At 74.0% G+C, this 17,771-nt stretch carries 15 protein-coding genes; 6 read left to right on the plus strand and 9 right to left on the minus strand.

Features of this window, described 5'->3' with window-relative positions; genetic code table 11:
• The first annotated feature begins 199 nt into the window (after nucleotides 1-199).
• From ABEE00_RS01880 to ABEE00_RS01890, 3 genes are read left to right on the plus strand one after another with little or no spacing between them, the layout of a single operon-like run.
• Complete coding sequence (locus ABEE00_RS01880) at nucleotides 200-1,771, plus strand: flavin-containing monooxygenase (RefSeq protein WP_345743541.1); 1,572 nt, start codon at nucleotides 200-202, stop codon at nucleotides 1,769-1,771.
• Nucleotides 1,771-2,826, plus strand: coding sequence for an alpha/beta fold hydrolase (locus ABEE00_RS01885; RefSeq protein ID WP_345743373.1), 1,056 nt, complete (start codon nucleotides 1,771-1,773; stop codon nucleotides 2,824-2,826). The genes ABEE00_RS01880 and ABEE00_RS01885 overlap by 1 nt, the downstream gene beginning before the upstream one ends.
• Entirely contained in the window at nucleotides 2,823-3,707 is an 885-nt protein-coding gene (locus tag ABEE00_RS01890; RefSeq protein WP_345743374.1) for an SDR family oxidoreductase, read from the plus strand. The genes ABEE00_RS01885 and ABEE00_RS01890 overlap by 4 nt, the downstream gene beginning before the upstream one ends.
• A 201-nt stretch (nucleotides 3,708-3,908) precedes the next feature.
• On the opposite strand, the gene ABEE00_RS01895 is transcribed toward ABEE00_RS01890, so the two are convergent.
• Both ABEE00_RS01895 and ABEE00_RS01900 read right to left on the minus strand, forming a co-directional pair.
• Nucleotides 3,909-7,373 (minus strand): S41 family peptidase, encoded by a 3,465-nt coding sequence (locus ABEE00_RS01895; protein WP_345743375.1) that lies wholly within the window; start codon nucleotides 7,371-7,373, stop codon nucleotides 3,909-3,911.
• Nucleotides 7,374-7,553: 180 nt separating this feature from the next.
• The gene (locus ABEE00_RS01900; protein WP_345743376.1) at nucleotides 7,554-7,967 is read right to left on the minus strand and encodes an SsgA family sporulation/cell division regulator; all 414 of its coding nucleotides are present in this window, start codon (nucleotides 7,965-7,967) and stop codon (nucleotides 7,554-7,556) included.
• Nucleotides 7,968-8,173: 206 nt separating this feature from the next.
• Here ABEE00_RS01900 and ABEE00_RS01905 point away from each other — a divergent pair, with 206 nt between their 5' ends.
• Together ABEE00_RS01905 and ABEE00_RS01910 are read left to right on the plus strand one after the other, a co-directional pair.
• Nucleotides 8,174-8,347, plus strand: coding sequence for a hypothetical protein (locus tag ABEE00_RS01905; protein WP_345743377.1), 174 nt, complete (start codon nucleotides 8,174-8,176; stop codon nucleotides 8,345-8,347).
• Nucleotides 8,348-8,654: 307 nt separating this feature from the next.
• On the plus strand, nucleotides 8,655-9,845 hold the full coding sequence (locus ABEE00_RS01910) for a serine hydrolase domain-containing protein (protein ID WP_345743378.1): 1,191 nt from the start codon (nucleotides 8,655-8,657) through the stop codon (nucleotides 9,843-9,845).
• Nucleotides 9,846-9,884: 39 nt separating this feature from the next.
• On the opposite strand, the gene ABEE00_RS01915 is transcribed toward ABEE00_RS01910, so the two are convergent.
• Nucleotides 9,885-10,736 carry an arylamine N-acetyltransferase family protein gene (locus ABEE00_RS01915; RefSeq protein ID WP_345743379.1) on the minus strand — a complete coding sequence of 284 codons (852 nt, stop codon included), beginning with the start codon at nucleotides 10,734-10,736 and terminating at the stop codon, nucleotides 9,885-9,887.
• A gap of 121 nt (nucleotides 10,737-10,857) precedes the next feature.
• On the opposite strand from ABEE00_RS01915, the gene ABEE00_RS01920 reads away from it, so the two are divergent.
• Complete coding sequence (locus ABEE00_RS01920; RefSeq protein ID WP_345743380.1) at nucleotides 10,858-11,646, plus strand: SDR family NAD(P)-dependent oxidoreductase; 789 nt, start codon at nucleotides 10,858-10,860, stop codon at nucleotides 11,644-11,646.
• 43 nt (nucleotides 11,647-11,689) lie between these two features.
• Here the strand turns inward: ABEE00_RS01920 and ABEE00_RS01925 are convergent, their stop codons facing one another.
• The 6 genes from ABEE00_RS01925 to rsmI all read right to left on the minus strand — a co-directional run bounded on the left by ABEE00_RS01925 (nucleotide 11,690) and on the right by rsmI (nucleotide 17,742).
• The gene (locus ABEE00_RS01925; protein ID WP_345743381.1) at nucleotides 11,690-12,703 is read right to left on the minus strand and encodes a 4-(cytidine 5'-diphospho)-2-C-methyl-D-erythritol kinase; all 1,014 of its coding nucleotides are present in this window, start codon (nucleotides 12,701-12,703) and stop codon (nucleotides 11,690-11,692) included.
• Entirely contained in the window at nucleotides 12,700-13,557 is an 858-nt protein-coding gene (gene rsmA / locus ABEE00_RS01930; protein ID WP_345743542.1) for a 16S rRNA (adenine(1518)-N(6)/adenine(1519)-N(6))-dimethyltransferase RsmA, read from the minus strand. The genes ABEE00_RS01925 and rsmA overlap by 4 nt, the downstream gene beginning before the upstream one ends.
• A 104-nt stretch (nucleotides 13,558-13,661) precedes the next feature.
• On the minus strand, nucleotides 13,662-15,236 hold the full coding sequence (locus ABEE00_RS01935; protein ID WP_345743382.1) for a ubiquitin-like domain-containing protein: 1,575 nt from the start codon (nucleotides 15,234-15,236) through the stop codon (nucleotides 13,662-13,664).
• Between the two features lie 200 nt (nucleotides 15,237-15,436).
• Nucleotides 15,437-16,288 carry a TatD family hydrolase gene (locus ABEE00_RS01940; RefSeq protein ID WP_345743383.1) on the minus strand — a complete coding sequence of 284 codons (852 nt, stop codon included), beginning with the start codon at nucleotides 16,286-16,288 and terminating at the stop codon, nucleotides 15,437-15,439.
• Between the two features lie 82 nt (nucleotides 16,289-16,370).
• Nucleotides 16,371-16,697, minus strand: a complete 327-nt coding sequence (locus ABEE00_RS01945; RefSeq protein WP_451918474.1) for a hypothetical protein — start codon at nucleotides 16,695-16,697, stop codon at nucleotides 16,371-16,373.
• A 178-nt stretch (nucleotides 16,698-16,875) separates the two neighbouring features.
• The gene (rsmI, locus tag ABEE00_RS01950; RefSeq protein ID WP_345743384.1) at nucleotides 16,876-17,742 is read right to left on the minus strand and encodes a 16S rRNA (cytidine(1402)-2'-O)-methyltransferase; all 867 of its coding nucleotides are present in this window, start codon (nucleotides 17,740-17,742) and stop codon (nucleotides 16,876-16,878) included.
• Nucleotides 17,743-17,771: the final 29 nt, after the last annotated feature.

Here is a 17,771-nt window from a genome sequence, read left to right on the forward strand (position 1 = left end):
GGCTGCGGTCCGGTGTGCCCGCCCGTTCCGCCCCTCGGCGGACCGATCGCCCACACCTTGTGTGACGACGTACCGCCAGTAACTTTCCACGCGCGACCCCTACCGCTCGGTATGTGTGTGGCCTAGTCTCCCAATCGTGCCAGTGATTGCTGGCACGGTGTGGACACAGCGTGGTGAACCGACCCCCGGGAGGCGGCAGATGGCGGCCGAGCGCGAGCACGAGCATGTACGAGTGGCGGTGATCGGATCGGGCTTCGGCGGCCTCGGCGCCGCCGTGCGGCTGCGCCGGGCAGGCGTCACCGACTTCGTCGTACTGGAACGGCGGGAGGCCGTCGGCGGGACCTGGCACGACAACACGTACCCGGGCTGCGCCTGCGACGTCCCCTCGCACCTGTACTCCTTCTCCTTCGCTCCCAACCCGGAGTGGCCGCGCAACTTCTCCGGGCAGGAGCACATCAGGCGCTACCTGGAGCGGACCGCCGACACCTTCGGGCTGCGGCAGCACCTCCGCTTCAACTCCGAGGTCCAGATGATGAGCTGGGACCCCGAGGAGCTGCGCTGGAACATCGAGACCTCGCAGGGCAACCGGCTCACCGCCGAGTTCGTGGTCTCCGCGACGGGGCCGCTGTCCGACCCGAAGCTGCCGGACATCCCGGGCCTGGACGGCTTCGAGGGCAAGGTCTTCCACACGGCGCAGTGGGACCACGACTACGACCTCAAGGGCAAGCGGGTCGCCGTGATCGGCACCGGCGCCTCCGCGATCCAGGTCGTACCGGCGATCCAGCCCGAGGTCGCGAAGCTGACGCTCTTCCAGCGCACCCCGGCCTGGGTGATGCCGCGCCTCGACCGGAAGATCACCGGTCTGGAGCGGTGGCTGCACACCAAGCTCCCCGCGACCCGCGCGATCCGCCGCCAGGCGCTGTGGACCATCCGCGAGCTGCAGGTCAGCGCGTTCACCAAGCGGCCGAACGAGCTCGGCATGGTGGAGAAGCTGGCCGGCGCGCACATGAAGCGCGCGGTGAAGGACCCGGAGCTGCGCGCCAAGCTGAGCCCCGACTACCGGATCGGCTGCAAGCGCATCCTGCTGTCCAACAGCTACTACCCGGCGCTCGCGCAGCCCAACGTGGACGTGGTCGCCGCCGGGCTCTCCGAGGTCCGCGGGAACACCCTGGTCGGGTCCGACGGTACGGAGGCCGAGGTCGACGCGATCGTCTTCGGCACCGGCTTCCATGTGACGGACATGCCGATCTCGCACCGGATCAAGGGCGCCAACGGCACCACGCTCGCCGAGGAGTGGCGGGACGGCATGAAGGGTCTGCGCGGCTGCACCGCCAACGGCTTCCCCAACTTCATGACGATCATCGGGCCCAACACCGGGCTGGGGAACAGCTCGATGATCCTCATCATCGAGGCGCAGCTCAACTACATGATCGACTACCTGTCCAAGCTGGACGTGCTGGGCGGCGGCGGGGAGAAGGTCGCGCTCAACGCCCGTACCGAGTCGGTCGAGTCCTGGAACGCGCACATGCAGGACCGCATGAAGCGCACGGTGTGGAACACCGGCTGCGACAGCTGGTACCTGGACGCCAACGGGCGCAACACCACCGTGTGGCCGGGCACCACCGCCGAGTTCCGCAAGGTGACGCAGGAAGTCAGGCTGGAGGAGTACGACGTGATCCGCGGGCCGCGCGGCGGTGCGGCGCCCGCCGTGACCGTCGCTGCCGGGCGCGGCGCGTCCACCTCCGCCTTCCACGCAGGGGAGGACCAGTGATGGGCCGCATCACGCAGACAGAGAGCGCCAATGCCCGTGGCCTGACCGGCCGTTACGCGCCGCCCGCCGCCGCGCGCGAGCTGACCGCGACCTCGGCCGACGGCTCCCGGCTGCACATCGAGGTGCACGGCAGGGACGGCGATCCCGCGGTGGTCCTCGCGCACGGGTGGACGTGTTCCACGCTGTTCTGGGCCGCGGTCATCCGCGAGCTCACCGCCGACGGGCACCGCGTGATCGTCTACGACCAGCGGGGGCACGGGCGTTCGCCGGCCGCCGTTCCGCACGCGTACACCCCGGCGACCCTCGCCGACGACCTGTGCGCGGTGCTGGACGCCGTACTGGAACCCGGCGAGAAGGCCGTGCTCGGCGGGCACTCCATGGGCGGCATGACGCTGATGGCCGCGGCCCGCACCCGCCAGCTCAACGAGCGCGCGGCGGCGCTCATGCTGTGCAGCACGGGCTCGCACCGGCTGCTGGCCGAGTCCCGCGTGATCCCGCTGCGCTCGGCGCGTGCCAGGACCGCGGCGCACCGGCTGGTGCTGGGCGCCCGCGCGCCGCTGGGTCCCGTGACGCCGGTCAGCAGGGCGGCGCTCAAGTACGGGACGCTCGGCCCCGGGGCCACCCGCGAGCAGACCGAGGTGGTGGCGCGCATCGTGCACGCCTGCCCGACCGGGGTGCGCGCCGCCTGGGGCGGGGTGCTGGCCGACCTCGACCTGCACGCCCGCGTACGGGACTTGAGGCTGCCGACCGCGGTGATCTCGGGGACGGCCGACAGGCTCACCCCGTACCCGCACGCGCGCGGGCTCGCCGAGGCGCTGCCCGACTGCGTGGGCCTGCACGAACTCGCCGGGCTCGGCCACATGACGCCCATCGAGGCGCCGGAGGCGGTGGCCGGGGTGCTGCGGGGGCTGGTGCGCGAGCACCTGGTGCCGGAGCCGGTGGGCGCGGGATCCGACTCCGGGGCGGCGAAGCGCTCGTCAGGCAAGAGCGCCGCGAAGAACGCCAAGGGCACGAAGCAGCAGCGGAAGGCAACCGGAGGAGGGGCAGCGTCGTGAGCCGCAGGAGCCTTGAGGGTCAGGTCGTCGTCGTCACCGGCGCCGCGCGCGGAGTGGGCGAACTCCTCGCGCGCAAGCTGGCGGCGCGCGGCGCGAAGCTGGCGCTGGTCGGCCTGGAGCCGGACGAGCTGAAGCAGGTCAGCGAGCGGCTGGCCACCGAGTCCGACTACTGGCACGCGGACGTCACCGACCACGAGGCGATGGCCCGGGTCGCGGCGGAGGTCAGGGAGCGGTTCGGCAAGGTCGACGTGGCGGTGGCCAACGCCGGTGTCGCGGCGGGCGGTCCGTTCATGGACTCCGACCCGGTGGCCTGGCGGCGCGTGATCGAGGTCAACCTGATCGGCGGCGCGGTGACGGGGCGCGCGTTCCTGCCGGTGCTGTGCGAGTCGCGCGGGTACTTCCTGCAGATCGCCTCGCTGGCGGCGATCACGCCGGCGCCGATGATGTCGGCGTACTGCGCGTCCAAGTCGGGCGTCGAGGCGTTCGCGCACAGCCTGCGCGCGGAGGTCGGGTACAAGGGCGTACGGGTCGGGGTGGGCTACCTGTCCTGGACGGACACCGACATGGTGCGCGGCGCGGACCAGGACGACGTGATGCGCGAGTTGCGGCAGCAGCTTCCGTGGCCGGCCAACAAGACGTACCCGCTGGGTCCCGCCGTTGACCGGATCGTCGACGGCATCGAGCGGCGCTCCGCGCACGTGTACGGGCAGTGGTGGCTCCGCGGCATGCAGGGCATCCGCGGCTACCTGCCCGCGCTGATCGGCACGGTGGGGCAGCGCGAGATGAAGCGGTTCGCTCCGCGGCTGGCCGAGAACGGCGTGCCGACGGGGCTGGTCGGCGCGGGTGGCGAAGCGGACGAGAAGTCCCGGGTGTCCGGCTGAGTACCGCGCTGCCGCGCGGGGCCCTGCGCGCACGGGGTTGAGCAACCCCGCGCTGCCTTGCCCGCAAAGGGGTGCCCAGCCCCCTTGATCCGCCGCGGCGGTGGGTGACCACAGCGGACGCGGTCGGCGGTCGTGAGCGCGGATTGCGCTCCGACCGCCGACCGCTGCCGCCGGGCTGCTTCCGCTGCGGCGGGAGGGGTGCTATTCGCTGCGGGGTTTTCCGCCTCGCGGTGGCAACAGCGGCCGTCGGCGGTCCGGGGGCGTTGCCCTCTCGCTCTCCGGCGGGGTCGCCGCCGGGTGCTCGGCGAGCAAAGAGAGCGCCTCGCGTACCGCTGTCTCCAGAGGGGGGTGGTGGCCCTCCGCCCAGTCCAAGGGGGCCCTCACGGCCTCGATGTCGGGCTCGACGCCGTGGTTCTCGACCGACCAGCCCCAGCCCTCCGCGTCGAACCACGCGGCGTTCATCGGCACCGTGATCGCCGTGCCGTCCACGAGGCGGTGCCGCCCGGTCATGCCGACCACGCCGCCCCAGGTGCGGGCCCCCACCACGGGGCCGATCCCGAGCAGCCGGAACGCGGCGGTGATCATGTCGCCGTCGGAGGCGGTCATCTCGTCGGTGACCGCGACCACGGGCCCGCGCGGCGCGCTGCTCGCGTAACTCACCGGCTGCGCGTGCCGGGTCAGGTCCCAGCCGAGGATCGCGCGGGTCAGCTTCTCGATCACCAGCTCGCTGATGTGCCCGCCCGCGTTGCCCCGCACGTCCACGATCAGCGCGGGCCGCGAGACCTCCCGCCGCAGGTCGCGGTTGAACTGGGCCCACCCCGAGCCGCCCATGTCCGGGATGTGCAGATAGCCGCACCGCCCGCCGCTCAGCTCCCGTACGACCTCACGGCGCCGTACCACCCAGTCCTGGTACCGCAGTTGGCGGTCGTCGACGAGCGGTACGACGGCGACGCGGTGCGGCGCGGAGGCGGCGGCCGCACCGCCCGTCTCGATATCGGCCGCGCCCTCCGAGCCCGAGCCGCCCTCCGAGCCCGAGCCGGACTCCGAACCCGAGCCGGAACCCGAGCCCGGCCCCGACTCCGACCCGGATCCCGGCCCCGACACCGCCCCGGATCCCGGCTCCAACCCCGGCTCCGGCTCCGGTTCGCTGAAGGTCAGCTCGACCGTCGTGCCGCCGGCGCCGGCCAGCAGCGGCGTGGGACCCTCCACCGGGTCCACGGGCCGTCCGTCGACATGGGTCAGCACCGCACCCTCCCGTACTCCCGAACCGGCCAGCGGGGAGCGGGCCTTGGAGTCGGAGGAGTCGCCCGGCAGGATGCGGGAGACCAGCCAGCGGCCGTCGGGCGTGCGCGCGAAGTCGGTGCCCAGCAGGCCGATGGCGCGCTGGTAGTGCGCGGGACCCTCGTCGCGCCGCGCGGCGCTCACGTACGCGTGCGAGGTGCCCAGTTCGCCCAGCACCTCGCGCAGCAGGTCGGCGAAGTCGTCGGGGGAGGCGACCCGTTCGACCAGCGGGCGGTACCGCTCCAGCACCTCGTCCCAGTCGATCCCGCACATCCCCGGGTCCCAGAAGTGCTGCCTGATCAGCCGCCCCGCCTCCTCGAAGCCCTGCCGCCACTCGGCGGCCGGGTCCACGGTGTGCAGGATGCGGCGCAGGTCGATGTGCGTGGTGGTGCTGGACTCGGCGGGCTCGTCCGAGGGCACGGCGCGCAGGTCGCCCTCGTCGTTGAGCACGAGCCGCGCGCCGTCGCCGCTGAGCTCGAACCAGTCGATGTCGTCGGTGAGTTCCGTACGCCGCGCCTTCCGGAGGTCGAAGTGCTCCAGCGCGGGCTGCCCCGAGGTGTCGTCGGGGTCGGCGAAGGTCTCGCCCAGCGCGCCCGCGATGGGGAAGCGCAGCCAGATCAGCCCGCCGCCCGCCACCGGCTGCAGCGCGCTGTACTTGGACGCCGTCACCGGGAACGGGGTCACCCTGCTGGGCAGCCCCTCCGGCTCGACCCGCACCGAGCCGTCGCCGCCGGCCTCGTCCACCGGGTCCAGGCCGCCCGCCGCCGTCCTGCCGTCCGGGTCCAGCGCGAACGGCGAGGGCGTGGAGGCCGACAGCGGCACCAGATAGGGGCGGCAGCCCACCGGGAACGACAGGTCCCCGGTGTGCACGTCGTACACCGGGTCGAAGCCGCGCCAGGACAGGAACGCCAGATAGCGGCCGTCCCGCGTGAACACCGGCTGCTCGTCCTCGAAGCGGCCGTCGGTCACGTCGATGACCAGGCGTTCCTCGCCCGCGATCCGGGCGATCTTGATCTGGCTGAGCGAGCGCCCGATGCCGGGGTGCGCCCAGGTGATCCAACGCGAGTCGGGCGCGAACGCGAGGTCGCCGACCGGCCCGTTCAGCGAGCGGATCAGCTCCGAGATCACGATCTCGGTGTCCTTGATCCGCACCAGCAGCAGCCGCCCGTCGTGCGCCGCGACGGCCATCGTCGCGCCGTCCGGCGAGGACACCAGCTCCCGTACGCGGCCGAGCTGACCTGCGCCGATGCGCAGCGGCGGGCGGTTCAGCGGCATCTGCGGGAGGTCCAGGATCTCGATCGCGTCCTCGCCCTCCGCGTCGGTGACGTACGCGATCCGCCCCGTGTTCCCCAGCATCTCCGGCAGCCGCACCCGCACCCCGGGCGTATCGGTGAGCGCGCGGGCCGGCCCGTCCCGGTGCGTGAGCCAGTACAGGGAGCCGCGTACGCAGACGGCGCTGGCCCGTCCCGTGGCGTCCACGGCGAGCCCGTCCAGATGCGAGGCGGCGGGCACCTGGTAGCGGCGGCGCCCGGTGCGCGGGCCTCCGGTGCGCACGTCCAGCGGCCGGGGCTCGCCGGCGTACGAGAAGTCGTCGACCAGCCACAACTGCCCGGCGCACTCGTACACGACCCGGCGCCCGTCGGTCGCGGCGTGCCGTGCGTAGAAGCCGTCGTGGTCGGTGTGGCGGCGCAGGTCGGAGCCGTCCTGGAGGCAGGAGTAGAGGTTGCCCGTGCCCTCGTGGTCGGAGAGGAACGCGATCCGCTCGCCCACGAACATCGCCGACTCCAGATGGCCCGCGACCCCCTCGCCGCCGCCCGGCGCGAGGCGTTCACCGTGCAGCCACAGCCGTCCGGTGGCCCCGCCCCTGTAGCGCTTCCAGGACGCCGGCTCGTGCGGAGGCTTGCCGGTCAGCAGGAGGGTGCGCCGCTCGCCCTCCTGCTCGGCGACCGCGATGTCGGCGACCGGGCCCCAGGGCAGCCGCACCCCGGGCCCGCCCTCGCAGGGCAGCCGGTAGGACCAGGTCAGGTGGGAGAACGGCATGCTGTGCGCGGACACCGCGAGCACATCGCCCTCGGGCGTCCAGCCGCACACCCGCGTGTAGGGGGAGCCCCAGTGGGTGAGCTGGCGCGCGGGGGCGCCGCCCTCGACGGGGCACAGGTGCACCTCGGAGTCCAGGCTGCGCCAGGAGGTGAAGGCGACGCGGGTGCCGTCGGGGGAGAAGCGGGGCGGGCCGACGCGGGTGCGGTCGACGGTCAGCCGGGTGGCCCGGCCGCCGTCCAGGGGAGCGAGCCACAGATCGTCCTCGGCGACGAAGCAGACGGTGTCGCCGTGCAGGTGGGGGAAGCGGAGATAGCCGTGTGCCGCGCCATTGCCTTGCCGGTCCATGATTGCCATGGTTCGCGGGCCCCGTACCTCCGGCAACCGATACGGGGGTGTTCCCCACCGCAGTGCGACGGGGCGTACGCCCTTCCGCCGGACGGACCCGCGATCTCCTCCCCGCCGCAGCGGGACGCCCTGAGCGAGACTCCGCCCTGCAGAACGGCGGCGGTCACGCCACGCGAACCCTCACACGCCGCGCAGCAAAGCCTCCAGGCCCGCGTCCACGTCGAGCTGGGAGACCGCCTGGTCGGCGGGGACCTCCCCGTACGAGCAGCGCAGGAACTCCCGCAGGTCCGAGCCCTGGAACTCCAGGACGGCCACACCCTCCGAGGAGTGCAGCTCGACGACGGACTTGCCCAGGCCGGCCGGCCATATCCGTACGTCGCCGTGCCCTGCCGGGCCGCGCAGCCCGGCGTCCAGCAATTCCCGCGCGAAGGTCCAGGTGACCTCGGTCCCGTCCAGCGAGGCGTCGGACGGGAAGACGATACGGACGGCGAAGGGATCGCCGGCGTCGTAGCGGAGCGCTGCGGTGAGCTCCCGCGCTTCCGGGGACTGGACGATCAGGCGGGCCTGGACGGCGTGATCGATGACTGTGGGCATCGTCTGCTCCTCTGTGGTCGGGGGCGCGCGCCGGAGCCGCACAGCTCCGTGTTGCCCCTTCGCACTGTCAGACGCCTCGGCGGGGCCGGTAGTCACCCGGAAACCGGGGTGAGGTCCGCCACAGGTGCCAGCGATGTGACACAAGGCACAGATAAAACGGACATGTGGCTCTTAGGGTGTGAATCCGTCGTTCAGGGGAGTTCGTCATGAGCACCGCACCGAGCACCGCGCCCAGCAACTCGTCCGTCGAGGAGACGCAGAAGACCGCCCGCACCGTTCCGCGCGCCGCCGAGGACGCGCGGGACGCGCGCAAGTCCTCCCAAGTCGTGCTCGGCCCGCTGCGGTTCGGCCGCCCGCACGGCGAATCCCGCCGCCGCTGAAGCCACTTCGGCCGCCCGGCGCCGGCGTGCCCCGCGCACCGCGAGTGTGCTGATGGTCACGCCCCGCCCGCCGCGCGTCCGCCGCCGCACCCCTCCGGGGCCCGCCACGCCGCGCGCGCCGACGGCTCACAAGGGGCCGTGCGCTACGGAGTTGACCCCTGCCGTGCCGCTCGTGCCGGGCTCCCGCCGCCCCCGCCCGACCCCGTACGGGCATACCCCGAGCCGCATCCCGTGGACGGCCGTGCCTGTGAGCCGTTGCACCATAGATGGGGCACGGCAGAAGGAAACGGCGGGAGAGAAGGCAGGCGTGGTCGACGTCCAGGGCACGGTGGCGGACGGTTTCGAACCGGTCCGGGACGCATTCGTACGGAACTTCGCTGAGCGCGGCGACACCGGCGCCGCGGTGTGTGTGCACCGCGACGGGCGCCCCGTCGTCGACCTGTGGGCCGGCGACACCGGCGACGCGCACGGCACCCCGTGGTCCGAGGGCACCGCCGTGCTGGTCCGCTCGGCCGGGAAAGGCCCCGCGGCCGCCGTGCTGCACCTGCTCCACCAGCGCGGCCAGCTCGACCTGGACGCGCCGGTCGGCACCTACTGGCCGGAGTTCAAGGCCAGGGGCAAGGAACGCGTGCTGGTCAGGCACCTGCTGACGCACCGCGCCGGACTCCCCGCCATCGACACCCCGCTCAGCCCCGCCGAGGCCGTCGACGGCGTCAGCGGGCCGCGCGCGCTCGCCGCGCAGGCGCCCGCGTGGGAGCCCGGCACCGCGCACGGCTATCACGCGCAGACCTATAGCTGGCTGCTCTCCGAGCTCGTCGCGCGCGCGACCGGGCGCGGGCTCGGGCGCTGGTTCGACGAGGAGGTCGCCGGGCCGCTCGGGCTCGACCTGCGGTTCGGCATATCGGGCCGGGCGGCGGCAGCGCCGGGGCGCCTCGCACGGCTGGAGCCTGTGGCCCCTCCCGAGCAGGGCGGTTCCGGCAGTGGTTCCGCGCGGGGGCTGCGTACCCGGCCCAAGAAGGCCGTGGCCGAGGCGTACGCGGATCCGCGCTCGCTCACCCGGCGTGCCTTCGGCGCGATCGACCCCGCCCCCGACGAGAACGATCCGGCCTTTCTGGCGGCCGGGCTGCCGGGGCAGGCGGGGGTCGCCACCGCGCGTTCGCTGTCCCGCTTCTACGCCTCGCTGACGGGACCGCTGCCGGACGCGCGGCGGCTGTTCGCGCCGGCCACGATGACCCAGGCGCGCTCCGAGGAGTCGGCCGGCCCCGACCGCGTGCTGGTGGTCGACACCCGCTTCGGGCTCGGCTTCATGCTGCACGGCGGCGCGTCCCCGATGCTCGGCCCGGGCTCCTTCGGGCATCCGGGCCGCGGCGGCTCGCTGGCCTTCGCCGACCCGGAGAACGGCGTCGCCTTCGGCTACGCGACCCGCCGCGTGCAGACCTCGGTCACCTCGGACCCCCGGCCCCAGGCGCTGATCCGCGCACTGCGCGGCTGCCTCTGAGCCGGGGGACGGGTCCGAGGGTGGGGCGCCGGTTTCCGCTCAGGCGCTCAGCTTCGCCGTCAGCTCGTCCGCCGTACGGTCGTCGAGGCCGACGCCGAAGGTGTCCTCCAGCACCTTGACCGCCTCGTGCGGCTCCACGGCGCGCTCCTGCGCACTCCCGTCGCCGGGGCGGTAGGTGCGCAGCGTGAGCCCGTCCAGCACGTGCAGCCGGTCGTCGTGCACGCGCTGGATGTAGGGGCGCGCCACGAACGGCGAGCGCTCGTGCGAGGCCACGAAGTGGCTGCCCACGACGTAGTCCACGGGGTGCTGCGGGACCGTGACGAAGGCGTGCCGGTCGAACCAGCGCCCGCCGGCCGGGTCCCACTCGTACAGGATCCAGCCGTCGGCGCCCGGCTCCGGCGGGACCGTGTGCCGCTCCAGGCGGTAGCGCCAGTCGCCCGCGCTCTCCTCGGCGCCGTCCTCCAGCGGCAGCGGCGTCAGCGGGCTCGACCCGAAGCCCACGTCGCACAGCCACGGACGCTCCGAGTCCGCCGTCTCCACCCGCAGCATCGCGTGGGTGGTGGGCAGCACCTTGTCCTGGCCCATCCGTACGCGGCCGTGCAGCCCGGTGAGCCCGAAGCCGAACCGCTCGAGGGCGGCGGCGAACAGGGTCACGTGCTCGTAGCAGTAGCCGCCGCGCGTGCCGGTCACCATCTTGGCCTGGAGCGAGGGGAGGTCGAGCGGCACGGCGCGGCTCAGCACCGGGTTCAGGTTCTCGAACGGGAGGGAGAGCACGTGCGCGCGGTGCAGGGCGCGCAGTGCCGCGAGGGTGGGGCGGTGCTCGCCCTCGTACCCGATGCGGGCCAGATAGGTGCCGAGGTCGAGCTCTTCGCCGCTCCAGAGATGCTGCATGTACGGGACAGCGTCGGCCGCCCGGCCGCGCATTCCCGCCCGCGTGCTCAGGGGCGGGGGTCACATCCCGGCCGCCACCTGCGTGGTTCCGGTGCCGGGGGCGGCCGCCTATCCTCGCCCGATGCGGAGATTCGAGGGGTACGCGGCACTGGTCACCGGCGCGGGGCGCGGCATCGGCGAGGCGGTGGCCCGGCGCCTGGCGGACGAGGGCGCGCGGGTGCTGGTCACCGACCGGGACGGGGAACGTGCCGCGGAGGCGGCGCGGCGGGTGCGCGAGGCCGGGGGCACGGCGGAGCCGCTGGCGTGCGACGTGGCGGACAACGGGTCGGTGAAGGCGGCGGTCGCGCACGCCGTGGAGCGGTTCGGCGGCCTGGACGTGCTGGTGAACAACGCGTTCGCCTGCACGCCCGACGCCCCGCTCTTCGAGGAGGAGCGGGACGAGGACTGGCTGCTGGACCTCGACGTGACGCTCACCGGCGCCTACCGCTGCGCCCGCGCCGCGCTGCCGCACCTCGCGGCCGCTCCCGGGGCGCGCGGCGCGATCGTGAGCATCGGCTCGGTCAACGGCCTCCAGGACTTCGGCAACCACGGCTACAGCGCCGCCAAGGCCGGGCTCGGCTCGCTCACCCGCACCCTCGCGGGGCACGCGGCCGAGCGCGGCGTGCGGGTCAACCTGGTGGCGCCCGGCACGGTGCACACGCCCGGCTGGGACGGGAGGGAGGACGCGCTGGAGCGGGCCGCGCGGCACTATCCGCTCGGCCGCGTGGGCCGCCCCGACGACATCGCCTCCGCCGTCGCCTTCCTCGCCTCGGCCGACGCGTCGTGGATCACCGGCCTGACCCTGCCCGTCGACGGCGGCCTCGGCTCGGCCAACCTGGGGCTGCGCCGGGCGCTGCGCGGCGAGGACTGAACCGGGGCAGCGCGCACCACTGCCCTGCGTCGCCCCGTACCGCTTACTCCCCGGCGTCCACCCGTACCGCACCTTCCGCGGGACCCGTCGCGATCCGCGTGGCGCGGCAGGTGCCCGAGGCGAGCAGCGCGCCGGCGATCTCCGTGGCCGCCTCCGGGTCGTTGGCCAGGAACGCGCAGGTCGGGCCGGAACCCGACACCAGCGAGGCCAGCGCGCCCGCGGCGAGGCCGGCGCGGAGCGTGTCGTTCAGCGCGGGGCGCAGCGAGAGCGCCGCGTCCTGGAGGTCGTTGGAGAGCGCGCCCGCGAGGGCCACGGCGTCGCCGGTGGCCAGCGCGTCCAACAGGGCCTCGGTGGGCTCGGGTTCGGGGACGTCGGCCTCGCCGGACCCTGTGCCCGCCGCGTCCCTGAGGCGGTCGCACTCGGCGTACACCTCGGGCGTGGACAGGCCGCCCTCGGCGACCGCGAACACCCAGTGGAAGCTGCCGCCGGTCTCCAGCGGGGTCAGCAGATCGCCGCGGCCGCGGCCCAGCGCGGCGCCGCCCAGCAGGCTGAACGGCACGTCGGAGCCCAGCTCGGCGCAGATGTCCATGAGGTCGGCGCTGGACGCGCCGGTGCCCCACAGCTCGTCGCAGGCGACCAGGGCACCCGCGGCGTCCGCGCTGCCGCCCGCCATGCCACCGGCGACGGGGATGTCCTTATCGATGCGCAGCCGCACGCGCGGCTCGATGCCGTGCCGCGCGGCCAGCAGCTCGGCGGCCTTCCAGGCGAGGTTGCTCGCGTCGGCCGGGACCGCGTCGGCGTCGGCGCCGGCGACCTCCAGCTCCAGCTTCTCCGCGGGGAAGGCGGTCACGTGGTCGTAGAGGCCCACGGCGAGGAAGACGTTGGCCAGGCCGTGGAAGCCGTCGGCGCGCCTGCCGCCCACCGCGAGCTGGACGTTGACCTTCGCCGGCACGCGCACGGTGACGCCCGCCGGGTCGTCCGACGCCGCCCCGTCCACCGCTGCCGCCGCTGCCGCCGCCGCGCGGGGGGTGCCCGCCGCCTCCGTGAACCCGTTCATGCAGCCTTCCCTTTCTGTTCCGCTACGGCCGCGAACTCCTCGACCGTCAGCGCCTCTCCGCGCGCCGACGGGTCGACCCCGGCGGCACGCAGCGCCGCCTCGGCCGCCGGCGCCGAGCCCGCCCAGCCGGCGAGCGCGGCGCGCAGCGTCTTGCGGCGCTGTGCGAACGCGGCGTCCACGACCGCGAACACCTCGTCCCTGCTCGCCGTGGTGCTGGGCGGGTCCCTGCGCACCAGGGACACCAGGCCGGAGTCGACGTTGGGCGCGGGCCAGAACACGTTCCGCCCGATCGCGCCGGCCCGCCGCACCTCGCAGTACCAGGCGGCCTTCACCGAGGGCACTCCGTACACCTTCGACCCGGGCCCGGCCGCCAGCCTGTCGGCGACCTCGGACTGCACCATGACCAGCGTGCGCTCGATGCTGGGGAACGTGGCCAGCAGGTGCAGCAGCACCGGAACGGCCACGTTGTACGGCAGGTTGGCGACCAGCGCCGTCGGCGCGCCGCCCGGCAGCTCGGTCACCTGCATCGCGTCCGCGTGCACCAGCTCGAAGCGCCCGGCCCGCTCCGGCAGCCTGGTCCGCACGGTCGCGGGCAGCCCGCCGGCGAGCTGGTCGTCGATCTCCACGGCCGTGACCCGCTCCGCGGTCTCCAGCAGCGCCAGGGTCAGCGAGCCCAGGCCCGGGCCGACCTCCAGCACGGTGTCGTCCGGGCGCACGCCGGCGGTGCGCACGATGCGGCGCACGGTGTTGGCGTCGATGACGAAGTTCTGCCCGCGCTGCTTGGTGGGCCGGACACCGAGGGCCGCGGCCAGCTCGCGCACGTCGGCGGCGCCGAGCAGCGCGTCATCGGTGATCCCGCCGTCCGTGTCCCGGGCGTTCTGGTCGTCCTGGGCGTCCCGGTCGTCCTGGGCGTTCCGGCCGTCCCGGTCGTCCGGGTCGTCCCGGTGGTTCGCAGCGCTCACTGCGACAGTTTACGGCCGCACACCGGCCACGGACTCGACCCCCTGTCCACATACAGCTTCTTCGCCCGGAACGTCTGCTCCTCCGCCGGCGCCTCCTGCGCGCTGCCGCTGCCGCCCAGCGCGTGCCAGGTCTGGGTGTCGAACTGGTACAGCCCGCCATAGGTGCCGGAGGGGTCCGTCTTGCCCGGATCGCCGCCCGACTCGCAGTCCGCCAGCCCGTCCCAGTTCAGCCCGTCGGCGCCCTGCACCGAGTCGGGCAGCTCCTTGGTGCCGACCTTCACGACCCGGGTCTGCGGCTTGCTGACCAGCTCCTGGCCGATCTTCCTGGGCTTCCGCTTCACCCCGTTCACGGTGCGAAGCTGGTACGTGACCCGCTTCACGCCCTGCTTGCCCTCGTGCACCACCACCTCGGTGCCCTTGGCCAGGTCCGGGTCCTCGCGGCGCACCGTGTCGAAGCGGACCGGCTCCTCCTGCACCTTCTGGCTGCCGGTGATCCGCATGACGTTGATGGTCTGCCCGTCGCGCGGGAAGCTCTCGGGCGGCACCGAGGTGGTGTCGTACCCGCGCAGCTCGATGCCCGCCTGCTCCACGGCCTCGGCCACGGTGGCCGCGTTGGTGCGCACCGTGTGCTCCCGCCCGTCGGCGACGAAGGTCACGCTGCGCTCGGTGCGCACCTCCAGCTCCCTGCCCTGCCGGCCGATCTCCGCGGAGCGCGGCGCGGACAGGTGCGCGCCCTCCGCGCGCACCCCGAGCTGCCGCAGAGCCTCGTCCACGGTGCGGGCCGTCGTCCACACCCTGCGCCGCTGCCCGTCCAGGGTGAGGGTGAGCGGGCGGCCGTAACGGAGCGCGATCTCCTCGCCGTTGGCGAGCCGGTGGCCCGGTGAGGGGTCGACGGCGTCGTGGTGGCCGGCGCGCAGCGCCTCGTTGTCCAGCAGTTCGCCGACGTTGTCCGCGTAGGTGTGCACGGTGCGGGTGTGGCCGTCGACGTTGAGCTCGATCTGCTTGTCGTGCGCGACGAACGCCGAGGTGCCGCCCGCGAGGCAGGCAACCACCAGCGCCTGGGGCACCAGCCCCTTCCCCGACTCGGGCCGGGCGGCCGAGCGCCGCTGCCGCTCGGCCTTGCGCGCGGCGGCCCGCCCGCCGGGCCCGGCGGAGGGGGCGGCGACCGCGGCCTCCGGGGGCGCCTGGGCGCCGGGCTCCTCCGCGTGCGGGCCGGGCTCCTCCGCGTACGGGGAGTCCGCGCCGTATCCGTACGGGGAGACCGGCCCGTACCCGTAGGGGGAGTCCGGGGCGCTCTCGGGGGCGTCGGGGGCGTACGGGGTGTGAGGGGAGTGCGCGGCGTACTCGTAGCCCGGCGCGTAGGTGTCGGCGCCGTACGGGAGGGAGGCGTACGCGACCGGGTCGTAGGGGGCCGGGTCGTACGGGAGCGGCTCGTACGGGGCGGCGAACGCCGGTGCCCCCTGCGGCCGTTGGGACGGAAGGCCCCCGGGCTCCCCCTCGGCGTTCGCGTCCCCGTCCCCGTAGGGGAACGCGTACAGCGGCTGCTCGTGCAGACCCTGCGACTGGCTCACTGGCGCACTCCAAGCGTGCTGCGGTCCTGTGGTCCCGGTCCTGCTGTGCGGGCCGAAGGACTGTAGCCGCCGCGCCGCTCACCCTCCAAAGCGACTTGACCACTCAGCGTGCCCGGGGTATCCCGCGAGGGAATCCCGCGGCGTCGCGCCCCGGTGCCTCCCGGCGTCTCCCCGGTGCTTCCCCGGTATCTCCCGGTGCCTCAGTAGCCGAAGGCGCGGGCCGTGTTGGCCGCCACGTGCGCGGCCAGCGCGTCCTCCGGGATGCCCTTCGCCTCGGCCATCGCGCGCAGGGTGACCGGAATCAGATAGGGCGCGTTGGGCCGTCCGCGGTACGGCGCCGGGGTGAGGAACGGGGCGTCGGTCTCGACCAGCAGCAGCTCGGGCGGCGCGACGGCGACCGCGTCGCGGAGCTGCTGGGCGTTCTTGAAGGTGACGTTCCCGGCGAAGGACATGAAGTAGCCCTTCTCCGCGCAGACTTCGGCCATCGCCGCGTCGCCCGAGTAGCAGTGGAAGACGGTGCGCTCGGGGGCGCCCTCCTCGTCCAGGATGCGCAGCACGTCCTCGTGCGCCTCCCGGTCGTGAATCACCAGGGCCTTGCCGAGCCGCTTGGCGAGCGCGATGTGCTCGCGGAACGAGCGCTGCTGCGCGGCCACGCCGTCCTCGCCGGTGCGGAAGTAGTCGAGCCCGGTCTCGCCGACCGCGAGCACCTGCGGCAGCGCCGCCAGCTCCGCGATCTCGGCCAGCGCCGCGTCCAGCCCGCCGGCCTCCGCCAGCCGCGGCGCCTCGTTGGGGTGCAGCGCCACGGCGGCGTGCACCGAGGGGTGCTCGGCGGCGACCTCCGCTGCCCACCGCGAGCGCTCCACGTCGCAGCCGACCTGGATCACCGTGGTCACGCCCACCGAGGCGGCGGCGGAGAGCGCCTCGGCGACGGCGGGCTCCTGCATGTCCAGGTGGGTGTGCGAGTCGGCGACCGCCACCCGGAGGGGCGTGGGCAGCGGCGGCGCGGAGCGCGCGTTGCGTTCTGCGGAGGCGGAATCAGCGGGGGACGACATGCCCGCGATGATAAATCGGCGGGTATGCCGTCCCCTCGCTCAGGTCCCCCCTGTCACGGTCCCCCGCTCACCTGCGCACCGGTCACATGGGCATCGGCGGCATGTGCATATGCGCGGCCTCCGCCTCGGAAACGCGGCCGGCCCGCATGATGCGTATGACGTTGTTCTCGCAATTGAGGCAGCTGGGGTGCTTGAGCGGCGAGGGAACGCGTTTTCCTTCCGCGTAATACACCACCATCGGCCGGCCGTCGGTGTATTCGAGATGCACGATCTCGTACTCCTGCTCCCAGCCGTGTCCGCAGCGCATGCAGGCGAAGGAATACGCCTCGTGCACCGCGTCCCCGCGGCTGCCGCCGGGTGCCCCGGCGGGTGTACCGGCGGCGTCCGTGCCAGTGCTGGTGTCCCGCATGGCAGCTCCTCTCCGAGCGGTTGTCCACATTCCAGTGGACTCCTCGGGGGAGAGTTGCGCAGCAGTCTTTCGCAGTATTGGGACAGATTTGGGCCCGGCGGGATCCGCGCGCCCGCGGGGCGCCCGCGTTTTGCCGTTTACCGGGGAAGCTTTGCGGAGTGTTTCGGTCGGGTCGCGTTTATCGGTCCGCCTGCGACGCCTTTTTCGCCGCCACCACCGCGTCGAAGACCTCGCGCTTGGGAATGCCCGCCTCCTGCGCGACGGCGGCGATGGCCTCCTTGCGCCGCTCGCCCGCCTCCTCGCGCGCCGTGACCCGGCCGACCAGCTCGGCGGCGTCCAGCTCGCCTGGACCGGTCTCCGGCGCGCCCTCGACCACCACCGTGATCTCGCCGCGCACGCCATCCGCCGCCCACTCCGCGAGCGAGCCCAGGGAGCCGCGCTTGACCTCCTCGTACGTCTTGGTCAGCTCCCGGCACACCGCGGCCCTGCGCTCGGCGCCGAAGACCTCGGCCATCGCGGAGAGCGTGGCCGCCAGGCGGTGCGGCGACTCGAAGTACACCAGGGTGCGGCGCTCCTTCTCCGACTCGCGCAGCCGCGAGAGCCGCTCGCCCTGCTTGCGCGGCGGGAAGCCCTCGAAGCAGAACCGGTCGACGGGCAGCCCGGACAGCGCCAGCGCGGTCAGCACGGCCGAGGGCCCCGGCACGGCGGTGACCCGCACGTCCCTCTCCACGGCCGCGGCGACCAGCCGGTACCCGGGGTCGGAGACCGAGGGCATCCCCGCGTCGGTGACCAGCAGCACCCGGGAGCCTGCGGCCAGCGCCTCGGCGAGCTCGGGGGTGCGCGCGGCCTCGTTGCCCTCGAAGTAGGAGACGATCCGGCCGCCCGGCACCGCGTCCAGCTCCTGGGCCAGCCGCCGCAGCCGCCTGGTGTCCTCGGCGGCGACGATGTCGGCTTCCCGCAGCTCCGCTGCCAGCCGCGGCGGTGCGTCCGCCACGTCGCCGATGGGGGTGCCTGCGAGTACGAGGGTGCCTGTCACGGGCCCCATCCTCGCATCGGCGCCGCGCCCGTCCGGCA

The sequence above is a fragment of the Streptomyces odontomachicola genome (assembly GCF_039605595.1).
In the GTDB taxonomy this organism is placed as follows: Bacteria; Actinomycetota; Actinomycetes; order Streptomycetales; family Streptomycetaceae; genus Streptomyces.

Excerpts from the sequence above, each read along its gene's own strand:
- ABEE00_RS01925 (WP_345743381.1), bottom strand. The coding sequence starts at position 12,703 with ATGAACGGGTTCACGGAGGCGGCGGGCACCCCCCGCGCGGCGGCGGCA.
- rsmI (WP_345743384.1), bottom strand. The coding sequence starts at position 17,742 with ATGGGGCCCGTGACAGGCACCCTCGTACTCGCAGGCACCCCCATCGGC.
- ABEE00_RS01880 (WP_345743541.1), top strand. The coding sequence starts at position 200 with ATGGCGGCCGAGCGCGAGCACGAGCATGTACGAGTGGCGGTGATCGGA.
- ABEE00_RS01895 (WP_345743375.1), bottom strand. The coding sequence starts at position 7,373 with ATGGACCGGCAAGGCAATGGCGCGGCACACGGCTATCTCCGCTTCCCC.
- ABEE00_RS01945 (WP_451918474.1), bottom strand. The coding sequence starts at position 16,697 with ATGCGGGACACCAGCACTGGCACGGACGCCGCCGGTACACCCGCCGGG.
- ABEE00_RS01915 (WP_345743379.1), bottom strand. The coding sequence starts at position 10,736 with ATGCAGCATCTCTGGAGCGGCGAAGAGCTCGACCTCGGCACCTATCTG.
- ABEE00_RS01940 (WP_345743383.1), bottom strand. The coding sequence starts at position 16,288 with ATGTCGTCCCCCGCTGATTCCGCCTCCGCAGAACGCAACGCGCGCTCC.
- ABEE00_RS01905 (WP_345743377.1), top strand. The coding sequence starts at position 8,174 with ATGAGCACCGCACCGAGCACCGCGCCCAGCAACTCGTCCGTCGAGGAG.
- ABEE00_RS01900 (WP_345743376.1), bottom strand. The coding sequence starts at position 7,967 with ATGCCCACAGTCATCGATCACGCCGTCCAGGCCCGCCTGATCGTCCAG.
- ABEE00_RS01920 (WP_345743380.1), top strand. The coding sequence starts at position 10,858 with ATGCGGAGATTCGAGGGGTACGCGGCACTGGTCACCGGCGCGGGGCGC.
- ABEE00_RS01885 (WP_345743373.1), top strand. The coding sequence starts at position 1,771 with ATGGGCCGCATCACGCAGACAGAGAGCGCCAATGCCCGTGGCCTGACC.